At 70.0% G+C, this 18,938-nt stretch carries 19 protein-coding genes; 11 read left to right on the top strand and 8 right to left on the bottom strand.

What is annotated here, in order from left to right:
- Positions 1-40: 40 nt before the first annotated feature.
- From N864_RS10200 to N864_RS10185, 4 genes are all read left to right on the top strand, one after another.
- A complete protein-coding gene (locus tag N864_RS10200) occupies positions 41-529 on the top strand; it encodes a hypothetical protein (protein WP_338033633.1) in 489 nt (162 codons plus the stop codon).
- A 208-nt stretch (positions 530-737) separates the two neighbouring features.
- Positions 738-992, top strand: coding sequence for a hypothetical protein (locus N864_RS10195; RefSeq protein WP_034716130.1), 255 nt, complete (start codon positions 738-740; stop codon positions 990-992).
- Positions 993-1,099: 107 nt separating this feature from the next.
- Positions 1,100-1,720 carry a DUF47 domain-containing protein gene (locus N864_RS10190; protein WP_034716128.1) on the top strand — a complete coding sequence of 207 codons (621 nt, stop codon included), beginning with the start codon at positions 1,100-1,102 and terminating at the stop codon, positions 1,718-1,720.
- A gap of 45 nt (positions 1,721-1,765) precedes the next feature.
- Positions 1,766-2,722, top strand: coding sequence for an inorganic phosphate transporter (locus N864_RS10185; RefSeq protein WP_051518429.1), 957 nt, complete (start codon positions 1,766-1,768; stop codon positions 2,720-2,722).
- 168 nt (positions 2,723-2,890) lie between these two features.
- On the opposite strand, the gene pstB is transcribed toward N864_RS10185, so the two are convergent.
- The 7 genes from pstB to mshD form a co-directional block, all read right to left on the bottom strand.
- Positions 2,891-3,667: a phosphate ABC transporter ATP-binding protein PstB gene (gene pstB, locus N864_RS10180; RefSeq protein ID WP_034716124.1), complete on the bottom strand. Its 777-nt coding sequence runs from the start codon at positions 3,665-3,667 to the stop codon at positions 2,891-2,893.
- A gap of 36 nt (positions 3,668-3,703) precedes the next feature.
- Complete coding sequence (gene pstA, locus N864_RS10175; protein ID WP_081793664.1) at positions 3,704-4,567, bottom strand: phosphate ABC transporter permease PstA; 864 nt, start codon at positions 4,565-4,567, stop codon at positions 3,704-3,706.
- A 125-nt stretch (positions 4,568-4,692) separates the two neighbouring features.
- A complete protein-coding gene (gene pstC / locus N864_RS10170) occupies positions 4,693-5,679 on the bottom strand; it encodes a phosphate ABC transporter permease subunit PstC (protein WP_034716122.1) in 987 nt (328 codons plus the stop codon).
- On the bottom strand, positions 5,679-6,803 hold the full coding sequence (gene pstS, locus N864_RS10165) for a phosphate ABC transporter substrate-binding protein PstS (protein ID WP_034716120.1): 1,125 nt from the start codon (positions 6,801-6,803) through the stop codon (positions 5,679-5,681). Before pstS ends, pstC begins: the two co-directional genes overlap by 1 nt.
- Before the next feature lie 153 nt (positions 6,804-6,956).
- Positions 6,957-7,907, bottom strand: a complete 951-nt coding sequence (locus N864_RS10160; protein WP_034716118.1) for an NUDIX hydrolase — start codon at positions 7,905-7,907, stop codon at positions 6,957-6,959.
- A 3-nt stretch (positions 7,908-7,910) separates the two neighbouring features.
- Positions 7,911-10,223 (bottom strand): RNA degradosome polyphosphate kinase, encoded by a 2,313-nt coding sequence (locus N864_RS10155; RefSeq protein ID WP_034716116.1) that lies wholly within the window; start codon positions 10,221-10,223, stop codon positions 7,911-7,913.
- Between the two features lie 178 nt (positions 10,224-10,401).
- A complete protein-coding gene (mshD, locus tag N864_RS10150) occupies positions 10,402-11,313 on the bottom strand; it encodes a mycothiol synthase (RefSeq protein WP_051518427.1) in 912 nt (303 codons plus the stop codon).
- Between the two features lie 141 nt (positions 11,314-11,454).
- On the opposite strand from mshD, the gene N864_RS10145 reads away from it, so the two are divergent.
- Positions 11,455-13,236, top strand: coding sequence for a bifunctional metallophosphatase/5'-nucleotidase (locus N864_RS10145; protein WP_034716114.1), 1,782 nt, complete (start codon positions 11,455-11,457; stop codon positions 13,234-13,236).
- Between the two features lie 224 nt (positions 13,237-13,460).
- Here N864_RS10145 and N864_RS10140 read toward each other — a convergent pair whose 3' ends face one another.
- On the bottom strand, positions 13,461-14,138 hold the full coding sequence (locus N864_RS10140) for a response regulator transcription factor (protein WP_034716112.1): 678 nt from the start codon (positions 14,136-14,138) through the stop codon (positions 13,461-13,463).
- Between the two features lie 76 nt (positions 14,139-14,214).
- Between N864_RS10140 and N864_RS10135 the strand changes: the two genes are divergently transcribed.
- The 6 genes from N864_RS10135 (at position 14,215) to N864_RS10115 (ending at position 18,842) form a co-directional block, all read left to right on the top strand.
- Positions 14,215-14,472 carry a MoaD/ThiS family protein gene (locus N864_RS10135; protein ID WP_240474284.1) on the top strand — a complete coding sequence of 86 codons (258 nt, stop codon included), beginning with the start codon at positions 14,215-14,217 and terminating at the stop codon, positions 14,470-14,472.
- An 84-nt stretch (positions 14,473-14,556) separates the two neighbouring features.
- On the top strand, positions 14,557-15,294 hold the full coding sequence (locus N864_RS10130; RefSeq protein WP_051518426.1) for a hypothetical protein: 738 nt from the start codon (positions 14,557-14,559) through the stop codon (positions 15,292-15,294).
- 224 nt (positions 15,295-15,518) lie between these two features.
- The gene (gene aspS / locus N864_RS10125) at positions 15,519-16,877 is read left to right on the top strand and encodes an aspartate--tRNA(Asn) ligase (protein ID WP_034716110.1); all 1,359 of its coding nucleotides are present in this window, start codon (positions 15,519-15,521) and stop codon (positions 16,875-16,877) included.
- 191 nt (positions 16,878-17,068) lie between these two features.
- Positions 17,069-17,269 carry a helix-turn-helix domain-containing protein gene (locus N864_RS10120; RefSeq protein WP_034716108.1) on the top strand — a complete coding sequence of 67 codons (201 nt, stop codon included), beginning with the start codon at positions 17,069-17,071 and terminating at the stop codon, positions 17,267-17,269.
- Between the two features lie 181 nt (positions 17,270-17,450).
- Positions 17,451-17,549, top strand: a complete 99-nt coding sequence (locus tag N864_RS24140) for a 30S ribosomal protein bS22 (protein ID WP_003792170.1) — start codon at positions 17,451-17,453, stop codon at positions 17,547-17,549.
- 246 nt (positions 17,550-17,795) lie between these two features.
- The gene (locus tag N864_RS10115) at positions 17,796-18,842 is read left to right on the top strand and encodes an NAD-dependent epimerase/dehydratase family protein (protein WP_034716105.1); all 1,047 of its coding nucleotides are present in this window, start codon (positions 17,796-17,798) and stop codon (positions 18,840-18,842) included.
- Positions 18,843-18,938 lie beyond the last annotated feature (96 nt).

Here is an 18,938-nt window from a genome sequence, read left to right as displayed (position 1 = left end):
GCAAGCGGCTTGACACAGGGCTTCTCATGCCACGGCCGCCGTGCTCGTCCGGGCGGGCCGGGCCGGTCACGACCCCGGGCTGACGAACCGTCTCGTCGAGCTCGTCGACGAGATCGGCCTGTCGACCGTCGCCGAGCTGTGGTCCGAGCGCCCCGCCCGCTCGCTGCCCGGTGCCCTGTGGCGGCTCTACGTCCTGCATGAGTGGGTGCGGCGCGCTCCCGAGCAGGCCAGCCGCGAGTATGCCGCTGGGGTCCGGTTCACCGGCCCGAACCACGTCGTCGCGGGGGCGGCGGAGCCGCCCGGCCCCGACGAGGTGCGTAGGGTCAGCGACGAGATCCTCCGGGGCGTCTTCGACGGCGACCTCGCCGTCGCGCTCGAGCGGGCCGCAGCCTTCTGCCGGGTCGTGTCCGCAGGACGCGCGGACATCGACGAGGGAGACGCCACGGCGGAAGGGGCGGCGAACCTGCTGACCATGGCCGGCGACCTCGCCGCGTGCGCCGAGCTGTGGCGCACTGGTGAGCTCGCTTGAGGCTGTGGACAACCTCGGAGATCTTTGGAGATCGTCGAAGCGCCCCTTATTCTGGAACGCGCGTCGGGCCGCGGTAGCCCCGGGTCCCAAATTCTGCCGCTCCGAGCGGCCCTGTGCCGAGAGGCGCTCCCGGCCCGACGCAACACTGAGAGTGATGGGCTGGGGACTAACGCTCCGCCGGGTCCCGTCCAGCCCCTAGATTTGTCCCATGACGCGTGAGGACGAGGGGGCCAAGGATCTTCTCGACACCGACCTGCGCGACGAGATCGAGCTCGTGAGCGATCTGGTCGTGGCGGCCTCGAGCACCGACCGGCACTTCACGCCCGACGAGGTGGACGTCCTGCTCGGGCTGCGCCGCCAGCAGGGGCAGCCGGCTGACGCGTCCACCGGCACGGGCTCCCCGACCGTGCCGCACGGTGACACCGACGAGGGTGGCAGCCCCCGTCACACGGCCGACCAGTGACGGCCAGGTGACGAGGAGGTGACGGGGAGGCGTCCTCCGGTTTGCGCCGCAGTGCACCGGACGGCATAGCATCGTCCCGACCAGCCGTCACACGACCGGAGTATGAAGTGGGCCTACGCCTGACCCCACAGGAGACGAGCTTCTACTCGCTCTTCGCCACATCAGCCAGCCTCCTCGTCGACGCAACTCGGGAGCTCACGAAGCTCCTCGAGGTCGACGCCAGCCAGCGCCAGCCCGTCGCCGATCGGCTCAAGGAGCTCGAGCACGAGGGCGACGACGCGACGCACGAGATCATCAAGCGCGTGAACAGCTCGTTCATCACGCCCTTCGACCGTGAGGACATCCACGGACTCGCGGCGCACCTCGACGACTGCATGGACCACATGGAGGAGGCCGCCGACCTCATCGTCCTCTATCGCATCGGGGACCTACCGGCCGGCCTCGGGGACCAGTTCGAGATCCTCTCCCGGATGGCCGAGGTCACCGCGCTCGCGATGCCCAAGCTGCGCTCGCTCAAGGACCTGTCCGCGTACTGGATCGAGATCAACCGCCTCGAGAACCAGGCCGACGAGCTGCACCGCAAGATGCTGGCGGAGCTGTTCAACAACGGCGCCGACCCGATCCACATCATCAAGGTCAAGGGAATCATCGACGGCTTCGAGGACGCAGCCGACTCGTTCGAGAAGGTTGCCCACATGGTCGAGGGCATCGCCGTCAAGGAGTCATAGCCCGTGACGGACCTGCTGCCGATCGCCATCGTCATCACGCTGGCGATGGGGTTCAACTACACGAACGGGTTCCACGACGCGGCCAACGCGATCGCGACGTCCGTCTCGACGCGGGCCCTGACGCCGCGTGCGGCACTGTTCATGGCCGCCGTCGCGAACCTTGTCGGAGCCTTCTTCGGCACGAAGGTGGCCAAGACCATCGGCTCGGGCATCATCGAGCAGCCGAACGGGACCCGCGGTCTCTGGCTCGTCGGCGCCGCCCTCGTGGGGGCGATCGGCTGGAACCTGCTCACCTGGTGGCTCGGACTGCCCTCCTCGTCCTCACACGCCCTCATCGGCGGGCTGGGCGGTGCCGCGCTCGTCGCGGGCATCGGCGTGAAGTGGGCCAACGTCTTCAACGTCGTCATCATCCCGATGGTCGTCTCGCCGATCGCCGGACTCATCATCGGCTACATCGTGATGACGGCGATCCTCTGGCTGTTCCGGCGCGCCCAGCCCGGCAAGGTGCAGCGCGGCTTCCGCTGGGCGCAGACCGCATCCGCCGCGGCGATGGCGTTCGGCCACGGCCTCCAGGACGCGTCCAAGACCGTCGGTGTCGTCGTCCTCGCCCTGACCGTCGGTGGCTACCACGAAGGCAGCCATGTGCCGATCTGGGTGCTGGTGCTGTCCGCTCTGGTGATTTCGCTGGGCACCTACTCCGGTGGGTGGCGGATCATGCGGACCCTCGGCCGGCGCATCATCCACCTGACGCCGCCGCAGGGCTTCGCGGCCGAGACGACCGCCGCCGGCATCCTCTACGTCGCGGGCATGGCCTTCGGCGCGCCGATCTCGACGACCCACACGATCACCTCGGCGATCATGGGCGTCGGCGCGACGAAGCGTCTGTCGGCGGTCCGCTGGGGCGTCGCGGGCAACATCGTCGGCGCGTGGATCTTCACCTTCCCCGGTGCCGCGCTCGCAGCCGTCGTCGCCTGGTACGTGACCTACTTCTGGCACCACTGAGAAGCGCTGTGCACCAACGCGAACACCCCGGGCCGTGAACCCACGGCCCGGGGTGTTGCGTTTCTGCGGCTCTCGAGCGGGCTCGGTCAGCCGTGCTTTTTGGCTGACCTCCTCGGCGCTGCGGGCCTCCCTCGCTGGCGCTCGGTCGGGTCCTCGCGCCTTCGTCGGTCAGCCGAACCGACCGGAGATGTAGTCCTCCGTCGCCTTCATGCTCGGGTTGTTGAAGATCTTCGCCGTGTCGTCCAGCTCGATCAGCCTGCCCGGCTCGCCGGTCGCCTTGATGTTGAAGAATGCCGTCCGGTCCGACACACGGGCCGCCTGCTGCATGTTGTGGGTCACGATGACGATCGTGTACTCCGACTTCAGCCGGATGATCAGCTCCTCGATGGCCAGGGTCGAGATCGGGTCGAGGGCCGAGCACGGCTCGTCCATGAGGAGCACCTGCGGCTGGACCGCGATCGCGCGAGCGATGCAGAGCCGCTGCTGCTGGCCACCGGACAGGCCGGCGCCCGGCTTGTTGAGGCGGTCCTTGACCTCGTTCCACAGGTTTGCCCCGCGCAGCGACTTCTCGACGATGCCCTCGAGCGTCGAGCGGCTCTTGACGCCGTTGAGACGCAGACCCGCGGCGACGTTGTCGAAGATCGACATCGTCGGGAACGGGTTGGGGCGCTGGAACACCATGCCGACCGTCCGGCGGACGTGCACCGGGTCCATCGACGGCGCGTAGAGGTCCTGGTCGTCGAGCATGACCTTGCCCTCTACCCGGCCGCCCGGGGTCACCTCGTGCATCCGGTTCAGGGTGCGGAGGAACGTCGACTTGCCACAGCCCGACGGGCCGATGAACGCCGTGACCGAACGGGGCTCGACGGTCATCGAGACCCCCTCGACCGCCTTGAAGTCGCCGTAGTAGACGTTCAGGTCACTGACGTCGATGCGCTTTGCCATGGAAATGCTGTCCTTCGTGGGGTGAGGCGGCGGTCGTCACTTCGCGACCGCGCTCCGGCGGGCGATGAACCGGCCGGCGAGGTTGAGCAGGAGGACGAGGATGATCAGGGTCAGGGCAGCGCCCCACATCCGCTCGGCGGCGGTTGACAGGGCGAAGTCGCTCCGGTCCTCGTTGATCATCGTCGGCAGCGTCGGCATGTTGCCGTTGAACAGGTCGCGCTGGAAGTTCTTGGTGTAGGGCCCGAGGATCAGCAGGGGAGCAGTCTCACCCATGACGCGGGCCAGACCGAGCAGCACACCGGTGACGATCCCCGAGAACGCCGTGGGCAGCACGACCCGCACGATGGTCACCCACTTCGGCACGCCCAGGGCGTAGGAGGCCTCCCGCAGCTCGTTCGGCACGAGCTTGAGCATCTCCTCGGTCGAGCGGGTCACCGTGGGGATCATCAGCAGCACGAGCGAGAGCGAGACGGCGAAGCCATTGCGGTCGATGCCGAACGTCGTCACCCACACGGCATAGATGAACAGGGCCGCGACGATCGAGGGCACGCCCGAGAGGATGTCGACCATGAAGCTGATCACCCGCGCGAGCCGCCCCCGGCCGTACTCGACGAGGTAGATCGCGGTCAGGATCGCGATCGGCACGGCGATCGCGGCCGTCGCCCCGGCCTGGATGAGGGTCCCCTCGATGGCGTGCCGCGCGCCGCCGCCGGCGTCCGTCGTGTTGATGTTGCGCTGGTTGCCGGTCCACCACAGCGAGGTCGTGATCATGTGGAAGCCGTTGCTGGCCACCGTCCACAGGATCCAGACCAGGGGGACGACGGCGAGCACGAAGGAGCCCCACATGACGATCCTCGCCACGTGGTCCTTGATGGCCCGCCCGCGGTGGGGCCGGTCCATGCTCTCGATGAGGTCCCGTCGCCCGGGATCGGTCGGCGTGGTGGACGTGCCAGTGCCACCGGTGGTGCCCAGCCGGGCTCCCGACCCGGTGCCACCCGGCCTCGTCTCGTCGTGGGCGGTCATCGTCATTCCGAGAAGGCCTTCCTGCGCTCGATGACGACGCGGGCGATGCTGTTGACGACGAAGGTCAGCACGAAGAGCACGAGTCCCGCGGCGATGTAGGCGCCGGTCTTGTTGGGGTTGCTGAACTCCGCGGCGTTGTTGGCGATCTTGCTCGCGAAGGTCTCACCGCCGTTGAAGAGCGACCACGTCCACGGCGTGCCCCCTGCGAGCGCCGACACGAGGAACGTCACGGCGATCGTCTCGCCGAGCGCGCGACCCAGGGCGAGCATGGACGCCGAGATGACGCCGGGCTTGCCGAACGGCAGCACCGACGTACGGATCATCTCCCAGTGCGTGGCGCCGAGGGCCAGCGCCCCCTCCTTGTGCGCCGCGGGCGTCTGGTCGAAGACCTCGCGCGAGAGGGCCGTCACGATCGGCAGGATCATGATGGCCAGGACGATCCCGATGAAGAAGATCGTGCCGCCCGAGATGGGGGTCGGTGCGAAGAGCGGGAACCAGCCGAACTTCTGCTGGAGGAACTGCTCGAACGGGCGGATCACCGCGCGGAAGGTCAGCAGGCCCCACAGGCCGTAGACGATCGACGGCACTGCGGCGAGCAGGTCGACGAGGTTCGCCGCGGGACGGCGCAGCCACCGCGGCGCGTACTGCGTGATGAACAGGGCCACCCCCACCCCGACCGGGACGGCGAGGGCCATGGCGATGAGGGACGAGGTGACCGTCGTCCAGAGGAACTCGAGGATGCCGAACCGGGGGTGGTCGCCGCCCGGCGACCACTCGCGGCTGGTGAGGAAGTTGGCGTTGTTCCGCAGCAGCGCTGGGATCGCCTGCGCGATGAGGAACACGCCGATGAGGGTGACGATCCCGATGACGATGATCCCCGAGATCGTCGTCGCCCCGCTGAAGAGGCGGTCCCCGGCACGGCCCGACCGGCCAGCGGCACGGGATTCCGTGGGCTGACCGGTCGGGGTCGGTAGAGAGGTCGTGCTCATCAGGAGATGGCGTCCACCGCGGTGTCGACCTTGGTCAGGACCTCAGCGGGGAGCGGGGCGTAGCCGAGCGGCTCGAGCGACTTCTGCACGTCCGCGGAGGCGTAGTGCTTGAGGAAGGCCTTGACCTTCTTGCCCTGCTCGGCGTCGGCGTACTTCGAGCAGACGATCTCGTAGGTGACGAGGACGATCGGGTAGACGCCCGCCTCCTTGGTGCCGTAGTCGAGCTTGAGGGCGAGGTCGTTGCCGGTGCCGACCTGCTTCGCCGCGGCGATCGCCTTGCCGGCGGTCTCGCCGGTCAGCTCGACCGGGCCGCTGCCGGTGTCGATGGCGGCCATGTGCAGCTGGTTCTGCTGGGCGTAGCTCCACTCGACGTACGTGATGCCACCGTCCTGGCTCTTGACGGCGGCCGAGACGCCGGCCGACTTCTCCTTGCCCTCGCCCTTGCCGGTCCACTGCTTGCCCGGGTCCGCGGTCCAAACGCTGGGAGCGGCGGCCTGGAGGTACTTGGTGAAGTTCTCGGTCGTGCCCGACTCGTCGGAGCGGAAGTAGACCTTGATCGGGGTGGAGGGCAGGGTGACGCCCTTGTTGAGGGCCGCGATGGCCGGGTCGTTCCAGGTGGTGATCTGGCCGTTGAAGATCTTGGCCGCCACCTCACCGTTAAGTGTCAGCTTGTCGACGCCGTTCACGTTGTAGGCGATCGCGATCGGCCCGGCAGCCATCGGCAGGTTCCAGGCAGGGGACCCGCACGCGTTCTTGGCCTCCTCGGCCTCGACCTTGCCGTCCTTCGGCGTCGTCTTGAGCGCCGAGTCGGACCCGGCGAAGGCCACCTGCTTGGCGATGAACTGCTTGATGCCCGAGCCGGAGCCCGTCGCGTTGTAGTCGATGGTGGCGTCCGCGCACGCCTCCTGGTAGGACTTGATCGCCTGGGCGATGGCGTTCTTCTGTGCCGTGGAGCCCTCGGCCGCGAGGTCGCCGCTGAAGCAGTCGACGTTGCCGGCGGAGGCGGACGAACCGGCGCCCTGGGTGCTACCGGCAGGGGCAGGGTTCTCCGTGGCGCAGGCGGACAGCGCCAGGGCGCCAGCCAAGGCAATGGCGCTGACGGCGCCGATACGCGAAACAGACACGAGCTTGATCCCTCTCGATGGTGGAAAAGACGTGGTGGGCGCTGCGGCGGCGCTGCCGGCTCTGCGTCCAATCGCGAAGGTACGGCGCGTGGGTAACCAGCCCGCCAACTCGGGTGAACCGCAGGTGAACAGGGGGCGACGACTTCGGGCCGCTCAGGTCGTGATGCGCTCGACCGCGACCACGGCGGCGGTCTCGGCGCGGCCGCGGAGGTGGCAGACGAGCACCTCACCCTTGCGCATCCGCTCGTCCGCGGCGCCGGCCAGCTCCTCTCGGCACGCGTCGGCGCACGGGTGCCCGCCCGGCACGAGGGCAGCGAGCCGCTCGAGCAGGTCGGGCAGGACCGGGCCGTGGCTGCACAGTGCGGCCGGCGTGCCGCGACGCAACAACGCGCACAGGTGCCGTCCCGCGGGCGCCCGGTCAGCGGCATACCCCTCCTCGGAGAGGCCCTCCCTCACGTGCAGGCGCAGCCCCGCCTGAGCGGCATACGGCTCGAGGGTGGCGCGGCAGCGCACGGACGGTGACGTGACGAGACGAGCGATGCCGTATGCCGCCAGCACCCCCGCGATGGTCACCGCCTGTCGCGCTCCGGTGGCGGTGAGCGGGCGCAGCTGGTCGTCGCGCTGCCAGTCCTCGCGGCCCTTGGCGCGGGCGTGCCGGACGAGCGCGAGCGGCCACGTGTCGAGGCGCGACTCGCGGTCCGCGCGAACGAGCGCGCGAAGCTGGTCGCGGTCCCGCGAGTAGTCGAGCCGGTCGTGGGCCCGCTGCACGTCGACCCACTCGAGCGCGTCGATCTCGTGCTCGAGCCGGCCGGTGCCGCCGGTGACCACGGCGGCCCAGTAGTCGACGTGCTTGGCCGCCACGGCACCGGAACCATCCGGGACCGGATAGTCCGACGCCGGCAGGGGGAGCCCCAGCCGCACGCCCAGCCCGGTCTCCTCGAGGGTCTCCCGGGCCGCGGCCACGCAGGCCAGCTCGTCGGGGTCGAGCTTGCCCTTCGGCCACGACCAGTCGTCGTACTTGGGACGGTGGACGAGGGCGACCTCGAGCCGCCCCTTGCGGCGGCGCCACGGCAGGGTCCCGGCGGCGGGGATGAGGGAGGGCACCGGTCAGCGGCGTCGGGCTTTGCGGCGCCGCTTGTCGTGGCGCTCGTTGAGCTTGGCCTGGATGTTGTCGAGGGGCTCGCCGTGGTCATCGACCGCGTGGCGCACCCACCGGCCGTCCGGCCCGAGGTCCCAGCGTGAGCTCGAGTCGGCGAAGCCGAGTGCGAAGAGCTCGTCGAGCTGGGCGAGGTGCCCCGGATCGGTGATCCGGACGAGCGTCTCGACCCGCCGGTCGAGGTTGCGGTGCATCATGTCGGCGCTACCGATGTAGACCTGCGGGTCTCCGCCGTGGTCGAACCAGAAGACGCGGGAGTGCTCGAGGAACCGGCCGAGGACGGAGCGGACCCGGATCGTCTCGGACAAGCCGGGCACGCCGGGGCGGATGGCGCAGATGCCCCGCACCCAGATGTCGACGTGCACGCCGGCCTGCGAAGCCCGGTAGAGCGCGTCGATGATGGCCTCGTCGACCATGGCGTTGACCTTGATGGCGATCCGGCCCGCGGGCTCGCCCTTGCGGCGGCCCTCGTGGATCGCGACCTCCTCCTCGATGAGGTCGATCAGGCCGGAGCGGACGCTGCGCGGCGCGACGAGGAAGCGCTTGAACTTGCTGCGGGGGGCGAAGCCGGACAGCTGGTTGAACAGCCGCGACATGTCCTCGCCGACCTGTGGGTCGCACGTGAACAGGCCGAGGTCCTCGTAGCCGCGGGCCGTCTTGGGGTTGTAGTTGCCGGTGCCGATGTGGCAGTAGCGGACCAGGCCCTCGGGCTCCTGCCGCACGACCAGGCACAGCTTCGCGTGGGTCTTGAGCCCGACCACTCCGTAGACGACGTGCACCCCTGCCTGCTCGAGCTTGCGCGCCCAGGAGATGTTGTTGACCTCGTCGAAGCGCGCCTTGATCTCGACGACGGCGAGCACCTGCTTGCCCGCCTCCGCGGCGTCGATGAGGGCGTCGACGATCGGCGAGTCGCCGGAGGTGCGATACAGCGTCTGCTTGATCGCGAGGACGTAGGGGTCGGCGGCTGCCTGCTCGATGAAGGCCTGCACGGACGTGGAGAACGAGTCGTACGGGTGCTGGACGAGGACGTCCTTGTGCCGGATGGCGCCGAGGATGTCGCCCGGCTTCGAGCTCTCGGTCGGGGCGAAGTCGGGATGGGTGCGGGGCACGAACTTGGGGTACTCGAGGTCGGACCGGTCGACGTCGGTCAGCCCGTGCAGCCCGGTGAGGTCGAGCGGTGCCGGCAGCCGGTAGAGCTCGCGGTCGCTGATCTGCAGCTCGCTCGTCAGCATGTCGAGAACCCGCGGGTCCATGTCCTCCTCGACCTCGAGCCGGATCGGCGGACCGAACCGGCGCCGGGTCAGCTCCTTCTCGAGCGCGGTCAGGAGGTTCTCGGCGTCGTCCTCCTCGACCTCGACGTCCTCGTTGCGGGTGACGCGGAAGGTGAAGTGCTCCTGGACCGTCATGCCCGGGAAGAGCTGGTCGAGGTGCGCAGCGATGACGTCCTCGAGGGGGACGAAGCGCTTGCGCTGCTCGCCCCCGCCCTCCGGCTCGGTGTCCGGCTCGTCGGCGATCTCGATGAAGCGGGGCAGGTTCGGCGGGACCTTCAGCCGGGCGAAGTGCTCGACGCCGGTCTTGGGGTTCTCGAGCAGCACGGCCAGGTTGAGCGACAGGCCCGAGATGTAGGGGAAGGGGTGGGCTGGGTCGACGGCGAGCGGGGTGAGCACGGGGAAGACGCGGTCGGCGAAGAACCAGTGCAGCGGCTCGCGGGCCTCCTCGTGGAGCTCGTCCCAGCGGATGATCGCGATCCCCTCGTCCTCGAGCGCGGGACGGACGTCGTGCTGGAACAGGTCGGCCTGTTGGGCGGTCAGCTCGTGGGCGACCCGCGCGATGCGGTCGAGCAGCTCGCGTGGCTCGAGACCGGCCGCCGTCCGCATCGCCAGACCGGTCGCGATGCGCCGCTTGAGGCCGGCGACCCGGACCATGAAGTACTCGTCGAGGTTGCTCGAGAAGATCGCGAGGAACCGGACCCGCTCGAGGAGCGGCACCATGGGGTCCATGGCGAGCTGGAGCACGCGCTCGTTGAACTGCAGCCAGGACAGCTCCCGCTCGAGGTAGCGGTCCGGGGGGAGCTCCTCCTGGACCGGCTGGGCGTCCGGCGCCGGCACCGTCGAGATGAACCGACCGTTGGCCGCGCGGGCCGGCGGCCGAGGGGCCGGCACGGCGCTGGCGAACGAGCTGACCGGCTCGACGAGCGCGTCGGTGACGGTCTCGCGCTCGTCGTCCGTCGTCCGCTCGAGGCTGCTCGTGCTCATGCGCCCCATCGTGGCACCGAATGGTGACGAGTGGGTGAACAGCCGGAGTGGCCGCTCGTCGGTTGGTGGCCTCTCGTCGGTTCGTGGCCTCTCGACGTGTGAACCGTCGAAGGGCCAATAACCGTCACGTCGGTTGGTGGCCTCCGACGTGGGAACCGTCGAAGGGCCAGTAACCGTCACGTCGGGGTCAGGGGCGGGCGAACTGCCGGTGCACCTGCCGGTCCTCGAACCCGAGCCGCCGGTAGGTGTGCATCGCGGCCGTGTTGTCGTCGTCGACGTAGAGGACGACATCGTCGAGGCCCTCGTCGCGCAGGTGGTCGAGACCCAGGATGGTCACCGCCTTGCCGAGGCCCAGACCCTGCCGCTCCGGGGCGACGCCCACGACGTACACCTCACCCTGCCGGCCGTTCGGCGGGTCGACCTTGGTCCAGTGGAACGCGGCGATCCGGTCCGGCTCGTCCGTCGGCACGACGAGGATGAAGCCGTCCGGCTCGAACCAGGGCTGCGCCATCCGCTGCTCGAGGTCGGGCAGGCCGAGCGCGCCCTGCTCCGGGTGGTTCGCGAAGGCGGCAGCGTTGACGCGCAGCCACTCTCGCTCGTCCCGGCCGGGCTCGAAGCGCCGCACGACATGCCCGTCGGGCAGGATCGCCGCGGGCCACGGCGTGCCCGACGTCAGCGAGCGACCCATGAAGTGCAGCTCGCGGATCGGGACGAGGCCCTGCGCTCGCGCGAACCCCTCTGCGGCGCCGTCGGACTCGTGGCTCCAGAGCCGGACGTCCTCGGGCAGCTCGGCGAGCAGCGCACCGCCGACGCCGGTGCCCCGGTGGTCCGGGTCGACGACCAGCTCGGCCGAGGCCGCCTCATCCACCCCGCCGGAGCGGGACTGTGCGTAGCCCGCGAGAGCCCGGTCAGCGGCATACGCGAGGAAGTGGGTGACGTTCTCGCCGTCGCGGGCCTCGACCGACATGCGGAACTGCTCGGACAACGGCGCGCTGCCGTCCGCCTCATGGGCCCGCTCGGCGAGCCGCAGGATCGCGTGGGACTCGGCGGGAGTGAGGGGTGCGCCTGCGCCACGGCGCTCGATCGTGACGTCGGACATACCGCGATTCCATCACAGGACCGTCAAAGTCCCCATGGAAGTTGCTGAGGCTCTAGTCTGCCGGGATGGCGCGGGGAGGCGCCGACCCAAGCGTCCACGGTGACTGCGTGGGCGTCCAGCCAGACAAAGGGGACATTGCACATGTCGACTCGAACTCGGCGCCTGGCAGGCGCCACCATCGCGGGCGTCGCGGCCCTGGCGATGGCAGCAGCACCCTCCTTCGCGGGCGACGGCAACAACGGCCACGGCAAGGGCAATGGCAAGGCCGGCCCGAACGGCGTCGTCAACATCCAACTGCTCTCGTTCAACGACTTCCACGGCAACCTCGAGCCCCCGAGCGGCTCCAGCGGCAGGATCACGACCAAGAGCGGGACCGTCGACGCCGGCGGGGTGGAGTACCTCGCGACCCACCTCGCCCAGGCCCGGCAGGGCCACCCGAACACCCTCACCGTCGCGGCAGGTGACATCGTCGGCGCGTCGCCGCTGCTCTCGGCCGCGTTCCACGACGAGCCGACGATCCTCGCGATGAACAAGCTGGGCCTCGATGTCACGTCGGTCGGCAACCACGAGTTCGACGAGGGTTACAAGGAGATCCAGCGGCTCCAGAACGGCGGCTGCCTCGACGACGGTCAAGACGGCGAGAACAACCAGAACTCGTGCCCTGACCAAAAGGAATTCCCGGGTGCCAGCTTCGACATCCTGGCTGCCAACGTCATCGAGAAGTCGAGCGGCAAGACGATCCTGCCGGCGTACACCGTGAAGGATGTCAACGGCGCCAAGATCGCCTTCATCGGGATGACTCTGAAGGACACGCCGAACATCGTCACGGCAGCCGGGGTCGCCGGGCTGACCTTCACCGACGAGGTCAAGACCGCGAACGCGCTCGTGCCGGAGCTGAAGAAGCAGGGCGTCAACGCCATCATCGTGCTCATCCACCAGGGTGGGGTCCCCAACAGCCCGGTGTTCGACGCGGCGTGCGGCAACGGCGGCGCGCTCATCCCGGGGTCCTCGCCGATCATCGACATCGCCAAGAACCTCGACCCGGCCATCGACATGGTCATCTCGGGCCACACACACCAGCCCTACGTCTGCAACATCCCCGACCCGGCGGGCCAGCCGCGGCTCGTCACGTCGGCGTCCTCCTTCGGGCGGCTCTTCACCGAGACCGAGTTCAAGTACAACTACCAGACCCGCGACATCCTGCGCGGCACGGTGACCAGCAGCAACATGATCGTCGACCGGGCGGTCCCGAAGAACGCCGCACAGACTACCCTCATCTCCGAGTACCAGGACTACGTCAGGCCGATCGCCTCGAAGGTCATCGGGCGCATCAACGACGACGTGACCCGGACGCAGAACGCGGGTGGCGAGTCCCAGCTCGGCGACCTCATCGCGGACGCTCAGCTTGCGGATCCGTCAGTCGTCACCGGTGGTGAGAAGCCGGTCATCGCGTTCATGAACCCCGGCGGCATCCGGGCCGACCTCACCTACGCCAACTCGCCCTACGGTGAGGCGCCAGGCGACGTCACGTTCTCCGAGGCCTTCACCGTGCAGCCGTTCAGCAACTACCTCGTGTCGCTGACCCTGACCGGCGCCCAGATCAAGGACCTCCTCAACGAGCAGTGGTCCGGGACGAACGCAGAGAGGAGGAAGATCCTGCAGGTGTCGGAGGGCTTCCAGTACAGCTACTCGGGGACGACGCTCGGTGAGGTGACCCTCGACGGGAAGCCCCTCGACGACAACGCCAGCTACCGCGTCGTCACGAACAACTTCCTTCAGGGCGGTGGCGACGGGTTCCCGACCTTCACGAAGGGAACGAACGTCTACTACGGCGGCCTCGACATCGACGCCTTCGCCAACTACCTCAGTGGGATTGAGGGCGGCTACACCCCTGGGGCTCTGACCCGGATCACGGGGAACTGACCGCACGCTCAACCCAGCCCAACGCAGAGGTATGCCGCCCAGCTCGCCAAGCTGAGCGGCATACCTCTCGCTTGTGGCTTGGTTCGAGGTAAAAGCCGGTCGGCGGCGTCCGGGTATTACCTCGAATCCGCAGGCGCGCCCCCTCGGTCGAGGTAAATACCGGACAGTGGGGTCCGGCAAATACCTCGAACCGGCGCTGGCGGCGGGCGGGGCAGAGCCGGGCGTCAGGGGGCCGTGGGGGCGACCAGGCGGTAGCCGACGTTGCGGACCGTGCCGATCAGCGACTCGTGGTCCGGGCCGAGCTTGGCCCGCAGCCGCCGGACGTGCACGTCGACGGTGCGCGTGCCGCCGTAGTAGTCGTAGCCCCAGACCTCCTGCAGCAGTTGGGCCCGGGTGAAGACCCGTCCCGGGTGCTGCGCGAGGTACTTGAGCAGCTCGAACTCCTTGTACGTCAGGTCGAGCAGCTGGCCGCGGAGCTTGGCCGAGTAGCTCGCCTCGTCGATGACGAGGTCGCCGGAGGTGATCGGCGCCTCGAGCTCGTCGGCGTCGCCCTGGTTGCGGGTCAGGGCGAGCCGGATCCGGGCATCGACCTCGGCCGGCCCGGCGGTGTCGAGAACGACGTCGTCGACACCCCACTCGGCCGTGAGACCGGCAAGGCCGCCCTCGGTGAGGACGGCCAGGAGCGGAGCGGTGGTGCCGGTCGCGCGCAGCACCCGGCAGAGCGATCGGGCCCCGGCGAGGTCCCGGCGGGCGTCGACCAGCACGAGGTCGCCCTGCGGCGCGTCGACGAGGGCGGTCGGCTCGGCGGGCAGGATCCGCACCGCGTGGCCGAGCAGCCCGAGTGCAGGCAGCACGTCCGCGCTCGGGGTGAGCGCGTTCGTCAGCAGGAGCAGCCGGGCCATTGGCAGCAGGATAGGCGACACTGGAACCAGCCCGTCGGCCTTGGCGGGCCCCCGAGACGACCCACAGGAGGTAGCGGTGTCGACAGTCCCCGGCACGCCGACGGTGACGGTGCGCTTCTGGGCGGCGGCGCGGGAGGCGGCCGGCACCGAGACGGAGCGTCATGCCGGCCGGACGCTGGGCGGTGTCCTCGACGCGGCCGTCGACGCGCACCCGGCGCTCGCGACCGTGGTGAAGGCCTCGACCTTCCTCATCGATGGCCGGTCGGCCGACCGGTCGGCCCTCCTCGAGGACGGGTCGACGGTCGAGGTGCTGCCGCCGTTCGCGGGAGGCTGAGTGGCGCCGGCGACGGATCCCGCAGTGACCGACATGCAGGGCACGCCCGAGCCCCCGGGGCCCTTGCGGCTACCGTTGTCCCCCGTGTCCGGTGACCGCCTGCGCCCGTGGTCCGTGGCCGCGACTCTCGTCGCCGCGGTGGCCGTCGTCGTCGCCGCGCAGTCGGGGTATGCCGCTCTCCTCGGTGTCGTCGCCGTGCTCGCTCTCGCCGTGGTCGCCGGTTGGCCCGCCGTCGGCGGCTCTCGCACACCGGCGGCATCCTCCGCCGTGCTGGCCCTTGCGGCGGCCGGGATGCTCGCCGCCACGGTCCGGCAGGACGTGCGCTGGCTGCCCGCTGCGGTGGCGCTCGGGATCGTCGCCTCGTTCTTCCACCAGCTGCTCCGGCCACCGCCGCGCGACGGCCTGGTGCTCACCCTCGTCGCCGCGTTCGGTGGGCTGGTGCTCCTCGCGTCCGGGTCGCTGCTCGTCGCAAGCGGTCATGACGCCGGCTCCCGACCGGTCCTCGTCGTCGCCATGGTCGCCGCGGGCGTCGGCGTCGTCGGCGACCTGCTCGTGCCGGTGCGGGCCGTCCGTCCCTTCCTCGGCTTCGTCGTGCTGCTGCTCGGGATGGCGGTCGCTGCCCTGGCTGCGTCGTGGTCGGACCAGCTGACCGTCCTCGGCGCGCTGGGGATCGGCGCGGCGTCGGCCACCCTGTCCTGGTCCTTCCGCCGGGTCCTCGCGCTGCAGCCGGCGCTCCTCGGGACGGTCGGCCAGCTCGCCGTCGGGTGCGGCTCGGTGCTGCTCGTCGGCTCGGTCGTGCGCCTCTTCGCCCTGCTCTCCTGACCCGCCCCCTCGATCGAGAGCACAATCCGCACGGGCGAGGGAAATCCGGGTGCGGGGGAGCCGCCGCGCCCTCTAGCGTGGCGCCACGGCGACGACGGGACTGACACCCCCCGAGCCGAGCATGGCCAGAGGCCGTGGCAACCCGCCACGGCGAAGGTGCGGTGGCACAGCGACACACCCCATCGCCCGCACCTCCGGGGCTCGCAACCCTTCAGGAGGTGACCATGCACCAGCACATCCCGACACCCGACCGTGTCCTTGCCCGCAACCTCTCGGCATTGGCCGACGGCGCGCCCGCACGCCTCGCCGGCTGGGTCCACCGACGCCGGACCCTCAAGTCGGTGACCTTCCTCGTCGTGCGCGACCGCTCGGGTCTCGCCCAGGTCGTCGTCCGCGACCCGGCCGCAGTGGCCCAGGCCGAGGCGCTGACCGAGGAGAGCGTCGTCTCGATCAGTGGGACGGTGTCCCACAACCCGGACGCACCGGGCGGCGCCGAGCTCGTCGCGCCGGCCATCACGGTGCTGACCGAGCCGGCAGCCCCACCGCCGGCCGAGCTGTGGCGGCCGACGTTCGGCGCGGGTCTGCCGACGCGCCTCGACCACGCCGCCGTCACCCTGCGCCATCCCCGTCACCGCGCGGCCTGGGAGCTCGCCGCGGCGTCGATGCGCGGGTTCCGCTGCGCCCTGGGCGAGCTCGGCTTCACCGAGGTGATGACCCCGAAGCTCGTCGAGACGGCCACGGAGTCCGGTGCGAACGTCTTCGAGCTCGACTACTTCGGCCGACCCGCCTACCTCGCGCAGTCGCCGCAGTTCTACAAGCAGATGCTCGTCGGCGTCTTCGAGCGGGTCTTCGAGGTGGGCCCAGTCTTCCGCGCCGAGCCGCACGACACCGTCCGGCACCTCGCGCAGTACACCTCGCTCGACGCGGAGCTCGGCTTCATCCACGACCACCGCGACGTCCTCGCGGTCCTCCGCTCCGCGATCGCCGGCATGGTCGCCTCCATCGAGACGTATGCCGCTGAGGCCGCTGCGCTCCTCGGCGTGCAGCTTCCCCGGGTGCCGGACGAGTTCCCGGTCATCCACTTCCGCGACGCCCTCGCCCGGGTGGGCGCCGACCCCGACGAGCCCGACCTCAGCCCTGCGCACGAGCGGGCGCTCGGAGAGTGGGCGAGAGCGGCATACGGCTCGGACTTCCTTGCGGTGGAGGGCTATCCGATGACGAAGCGGCCCTTCTACACCCACCCTTGGGGGGCTCCGCCCCCCAAGTGCCCCCCGAAAGCCCGCGTGGCTGGGTCCGAGGACACCTTCGAAGGCTCCAACAGCTTCGACCTGCTCTTCCGGGGGCTCGAGCTGACCACCGGTGGCCAGCGCCTGCACCGCCCGGAGGACTACGCGGCGGCGGTCGCGCGGGCCGGAATCGACCCGACGGCGCTCGGCGGCTACCTCGACGCGTTCCGTCACGGCATGCCGCCGCACGGCGGGTTCGCCATCGGGCTCGAGCGCTGGGTCGCCCGCGTCGTCGGGGCCGAGAACGTCCGAGAGGTCGCCCTCTTCCCGCGTGACCTGCACCGCCTGGCGCCCTGACGTCCGGGCTGGCTCTCGGAGGCGATGGGTGGGCACGTCGGCGTGTCGACTTGCTTTTCCACAATCGGGTGATCCAGCCACTTCCCCTCGTGTCACATCAGCCTCTAGGGTGTGATTCTGCATCCACGTGACTCTCCGCCGGAGGGGAAGCCGACGGCGCGCGGATGCAACCGAGAAGATCGGGGTTCAACATGTCGAACGAGCGTCAGCTCGCCGAGGTGCGGTTCCTAACCGTTGCCGAGGTCGCCTCGATCATGCGCGTGTCGAAGATGACGGTGTACCGGCTCGTCCACAACGGGGAGCTTCCCGCAGTGCGGGTGGGCAGGTCGTTCCGGGTGCCCGAGGACGCCGTTCACAAGTACTTGCGGACGTCCTACATCGACACGGCGTGAGCGGTTTCGCCAGACGACGGGGCGCCCAGTCCGATCCGGACCGGGCGCCCCGTCGCTTTGAGCCGTGGCTTGCGCACACGCTACGCTGTGTCCTCGGCTCGGCTATTGGAGTTCGACTTTCCGTCAGGGCGGGTGGTCGACGCAGGTCGGCACACACACCTTCTACGGATCGAGGACAACGATGGGCTCTGTCATCAAGAAGCGCCGCAAGCGCATGGCGAAGAAGAAGCACCGCAAGCTGCTGCGCAAGACGCGCCACCAGCGTCGCAACAAGAAGTGATCACCCCAGCGTGATCTTCCGCGGGCCTCGCTCGCGACACCACGGCCCTCGCCCCAGCGGCGGGGGTCGTTCCGTTCTCGGGCTCTCCGAGAACCCGGGCTCGTGCTCTCGATCGTCGGGATCGTGCTCTCGATGGCGGGGATTGTGCTCTCGATCATGGTGGGGATCGTCGGCGGAGCGGCCCGTGCTGGGTAGGCTCGGGGAAGCGGGTCTGCGCCCGCGTCAGCTGGGGGCAGGAGGTGCCGGATGGCCAGGGTCGTGCTGATGACGGGGGTCTCGCGCTACCTCGGTGGGCTCTACGCACGCCGGCTGTCGGCCGACCCGTCGATCGAGCGGATCCTCGCCGTCGACGTCGTGCCCCCGCCGCACCCGATCGGCCGAGCGGAGTTCGTGCGGGCCGACATCCGCAACCCGATGATCGGGCGGATCATCGCCCAGGCGGGCGTCGACACCGTCGTGCACATGAACGTCATCGCGACCCCGAAGGACACCGGCGGCCGGGCGACGCAGAAGGAGATCAACGTCATCGGCACGATGCAGCTGCTCGCCGCCTGCCAGAAGGCCGAGTCCGTGCAGCGCCTCGTCGTCAAGTCGACGGCCGGCATCTACGGGTCGTCGTCGCGGGACCCGGCCGTCTTCACCGAGGACATGAGCCCGAAGGTCATGCCGCGCACCGGCTGGGGCAAGGACTCCGTCGAGGTCGAGGGCTACGTCCGAGGCTTCTCCCGCCGCCGCCCCGACGTCGAGATCAGCATGCTGCGGTTCGCCAACGTCGTCGGGCACGGCATCCACACGGCCCTCACCGACTACTTCTCCCTGCCGGTGATCCCGGTGCCGCTCGGCTACGACGCCCGCTTCCAGCTCGTGCACGAGTCCGACGTCACCGAGGCGATGGTGCGGGCCACGACCGGACCCTCTGTCGGCATCGTCAATGTCGCCGGCGACGGGTTCGTGACGCTGCTCCAGTGCGCGGCGATCCTGCGTCGACCGATCATGCCGGTGCCGGTCCAGGCGGCCGGGGCCGTCGGCGGCCTGATCCGGCAGACCGGCATGGCCGACTTCTCGGCGGACCAGATCGCCTTCCTCGCGTTCGGCCGCGGGATCGACACGACGCGCATGCGCACGGTGCTGGGGCTCGAGCCGACCCACTCGACCCGGGCGGCCTTCGAGGACTTCGCGAGCCGGCTGCGGCGCTCCGTGCCGGGGGCGGACGAGGTCGGCGATGCCGTGACCGGGGCAGCCGCGGGGACGATCGCTGCCATCTCCCGGGTCTTCGAGAGGATCCAGTCATGAACGAGCCCGACACGTCGAGGGGTCGCCCCGCTCGCCCCGCCGGGGCGTTCGCGGCGGGCGCCGCGCGGGCCAGTGGCGAGCGGCGTCGGCGGACGG

The sequence above is a fragment of the Intrasporangium chromatireducens Q5-1 genome, from assembly GCF_000576575.1.
Classification (GTDB): domain Bacteria; phylum Actinomycetota; class Actinomycetes; order Actinomycetales; family Dermatophilaceae; genus Intrasporangium_A; species Intrasporangium_A chromatireducens.
This window is presented reverse-complemented; position numbering and strand designations above follow the sequence as displayed.

What these genes read in the sequence shown, in the direction of transcription:
- N864_RS10195 (WP_034716130.1), top strand. Translation starts at nt 738, where the DNA reads ATGACGCGTGAGGACGAGGGGGCCAAGGATCTTCTCGACACCGACCTG.
- N864_RS10140 (WP_034716112.1), bottom strand. Translation starts at nt 14,138, where the DNA reads ATGGCCCGGCTGCTCCTGCTGACGAACGCGCTCACCCCGAGCGCGGAC.
- N864_RS10185 (WP_051518429.1), top strand. Translation starts at nt 1,766, where the DNA reads ATGGGGTTCAACTACACGAACGGGTTCCACGACGCGGCCAACGCGATC.
- pstB (WP_034716124.1), bottom strand. Translation starts at nt 3,667, where the DNA reads ATGGCAAAGCGCATCGACGTCAGTGACCTGAACGTCTACTACGGCGAC.
- pstA (WP_081793664.1), bottom strand. Translation starts at nt 4,567, where the DNA reads ATGGACCGGCCCCACCGCGGGCGGGCCATCAAGGACCACGTGGCGAGG.
- N864_RS10145 (WP_034716114.1), top strand. Translation starts at nt 11,455, where the DNA reads ATGTCGACTCGAACTCGGCGCCTGGCAGGCGCCACCATCGCGGGCGTC.
- mshD (WP_051518427.1), bottom strand. Translation starts at nt 11,313, where the DNA reads ATGTCCGACGTCACGATCGAGCGCCGTGGCGCAGGCGCACCCCTCACT.
- N864_RS10115 (WP_034716105.1), top strand. Translation starts at nt 17,796, where the DNA reads ATGGCCAGGGTCGTGCTGATGACGGGGGTCTCGCGCTACCTCGGTGGG.
- N864_RS24140 (WP_003792170.1), top strand. Translation starts at nt 17,451, where the DNA reads ATGGGCTCTGTCATCAAGAAGCGCCGCAAGCGCATGGCGAAGAAGAAG.
- pstC (WP_034716122.1), bottom strand. Translation starts at nt 5,679, where the DNA reads ATGAGCACGACCTCTCTACCGACCCCGACCGGTCAGCCCACGGAATCC.
- N864_RS10155 (WP_034716116.1), bottom strand. Translation starts at nt 10,223, where the DNA reads ATGGGGCGCATGAGCACGAGCAGCCTCGAGCGGACGACGGACGACGAG.
- aspS (WP_034716110.1), top strand. Translation starts at nt 15,519, where the DNA reads ATGCACCAGCACATCCCGACACCCGACCGTGTCCTTGCCCGCAACCTC.
- N864_RS10120 (WP_034716108.1), top strand. Translation starts at nt 17,069, where the DNA reads ATGTCGAACGAGCGTCAGCTCGCCGAGGTGCGGTTCCTAACCGTTGCC.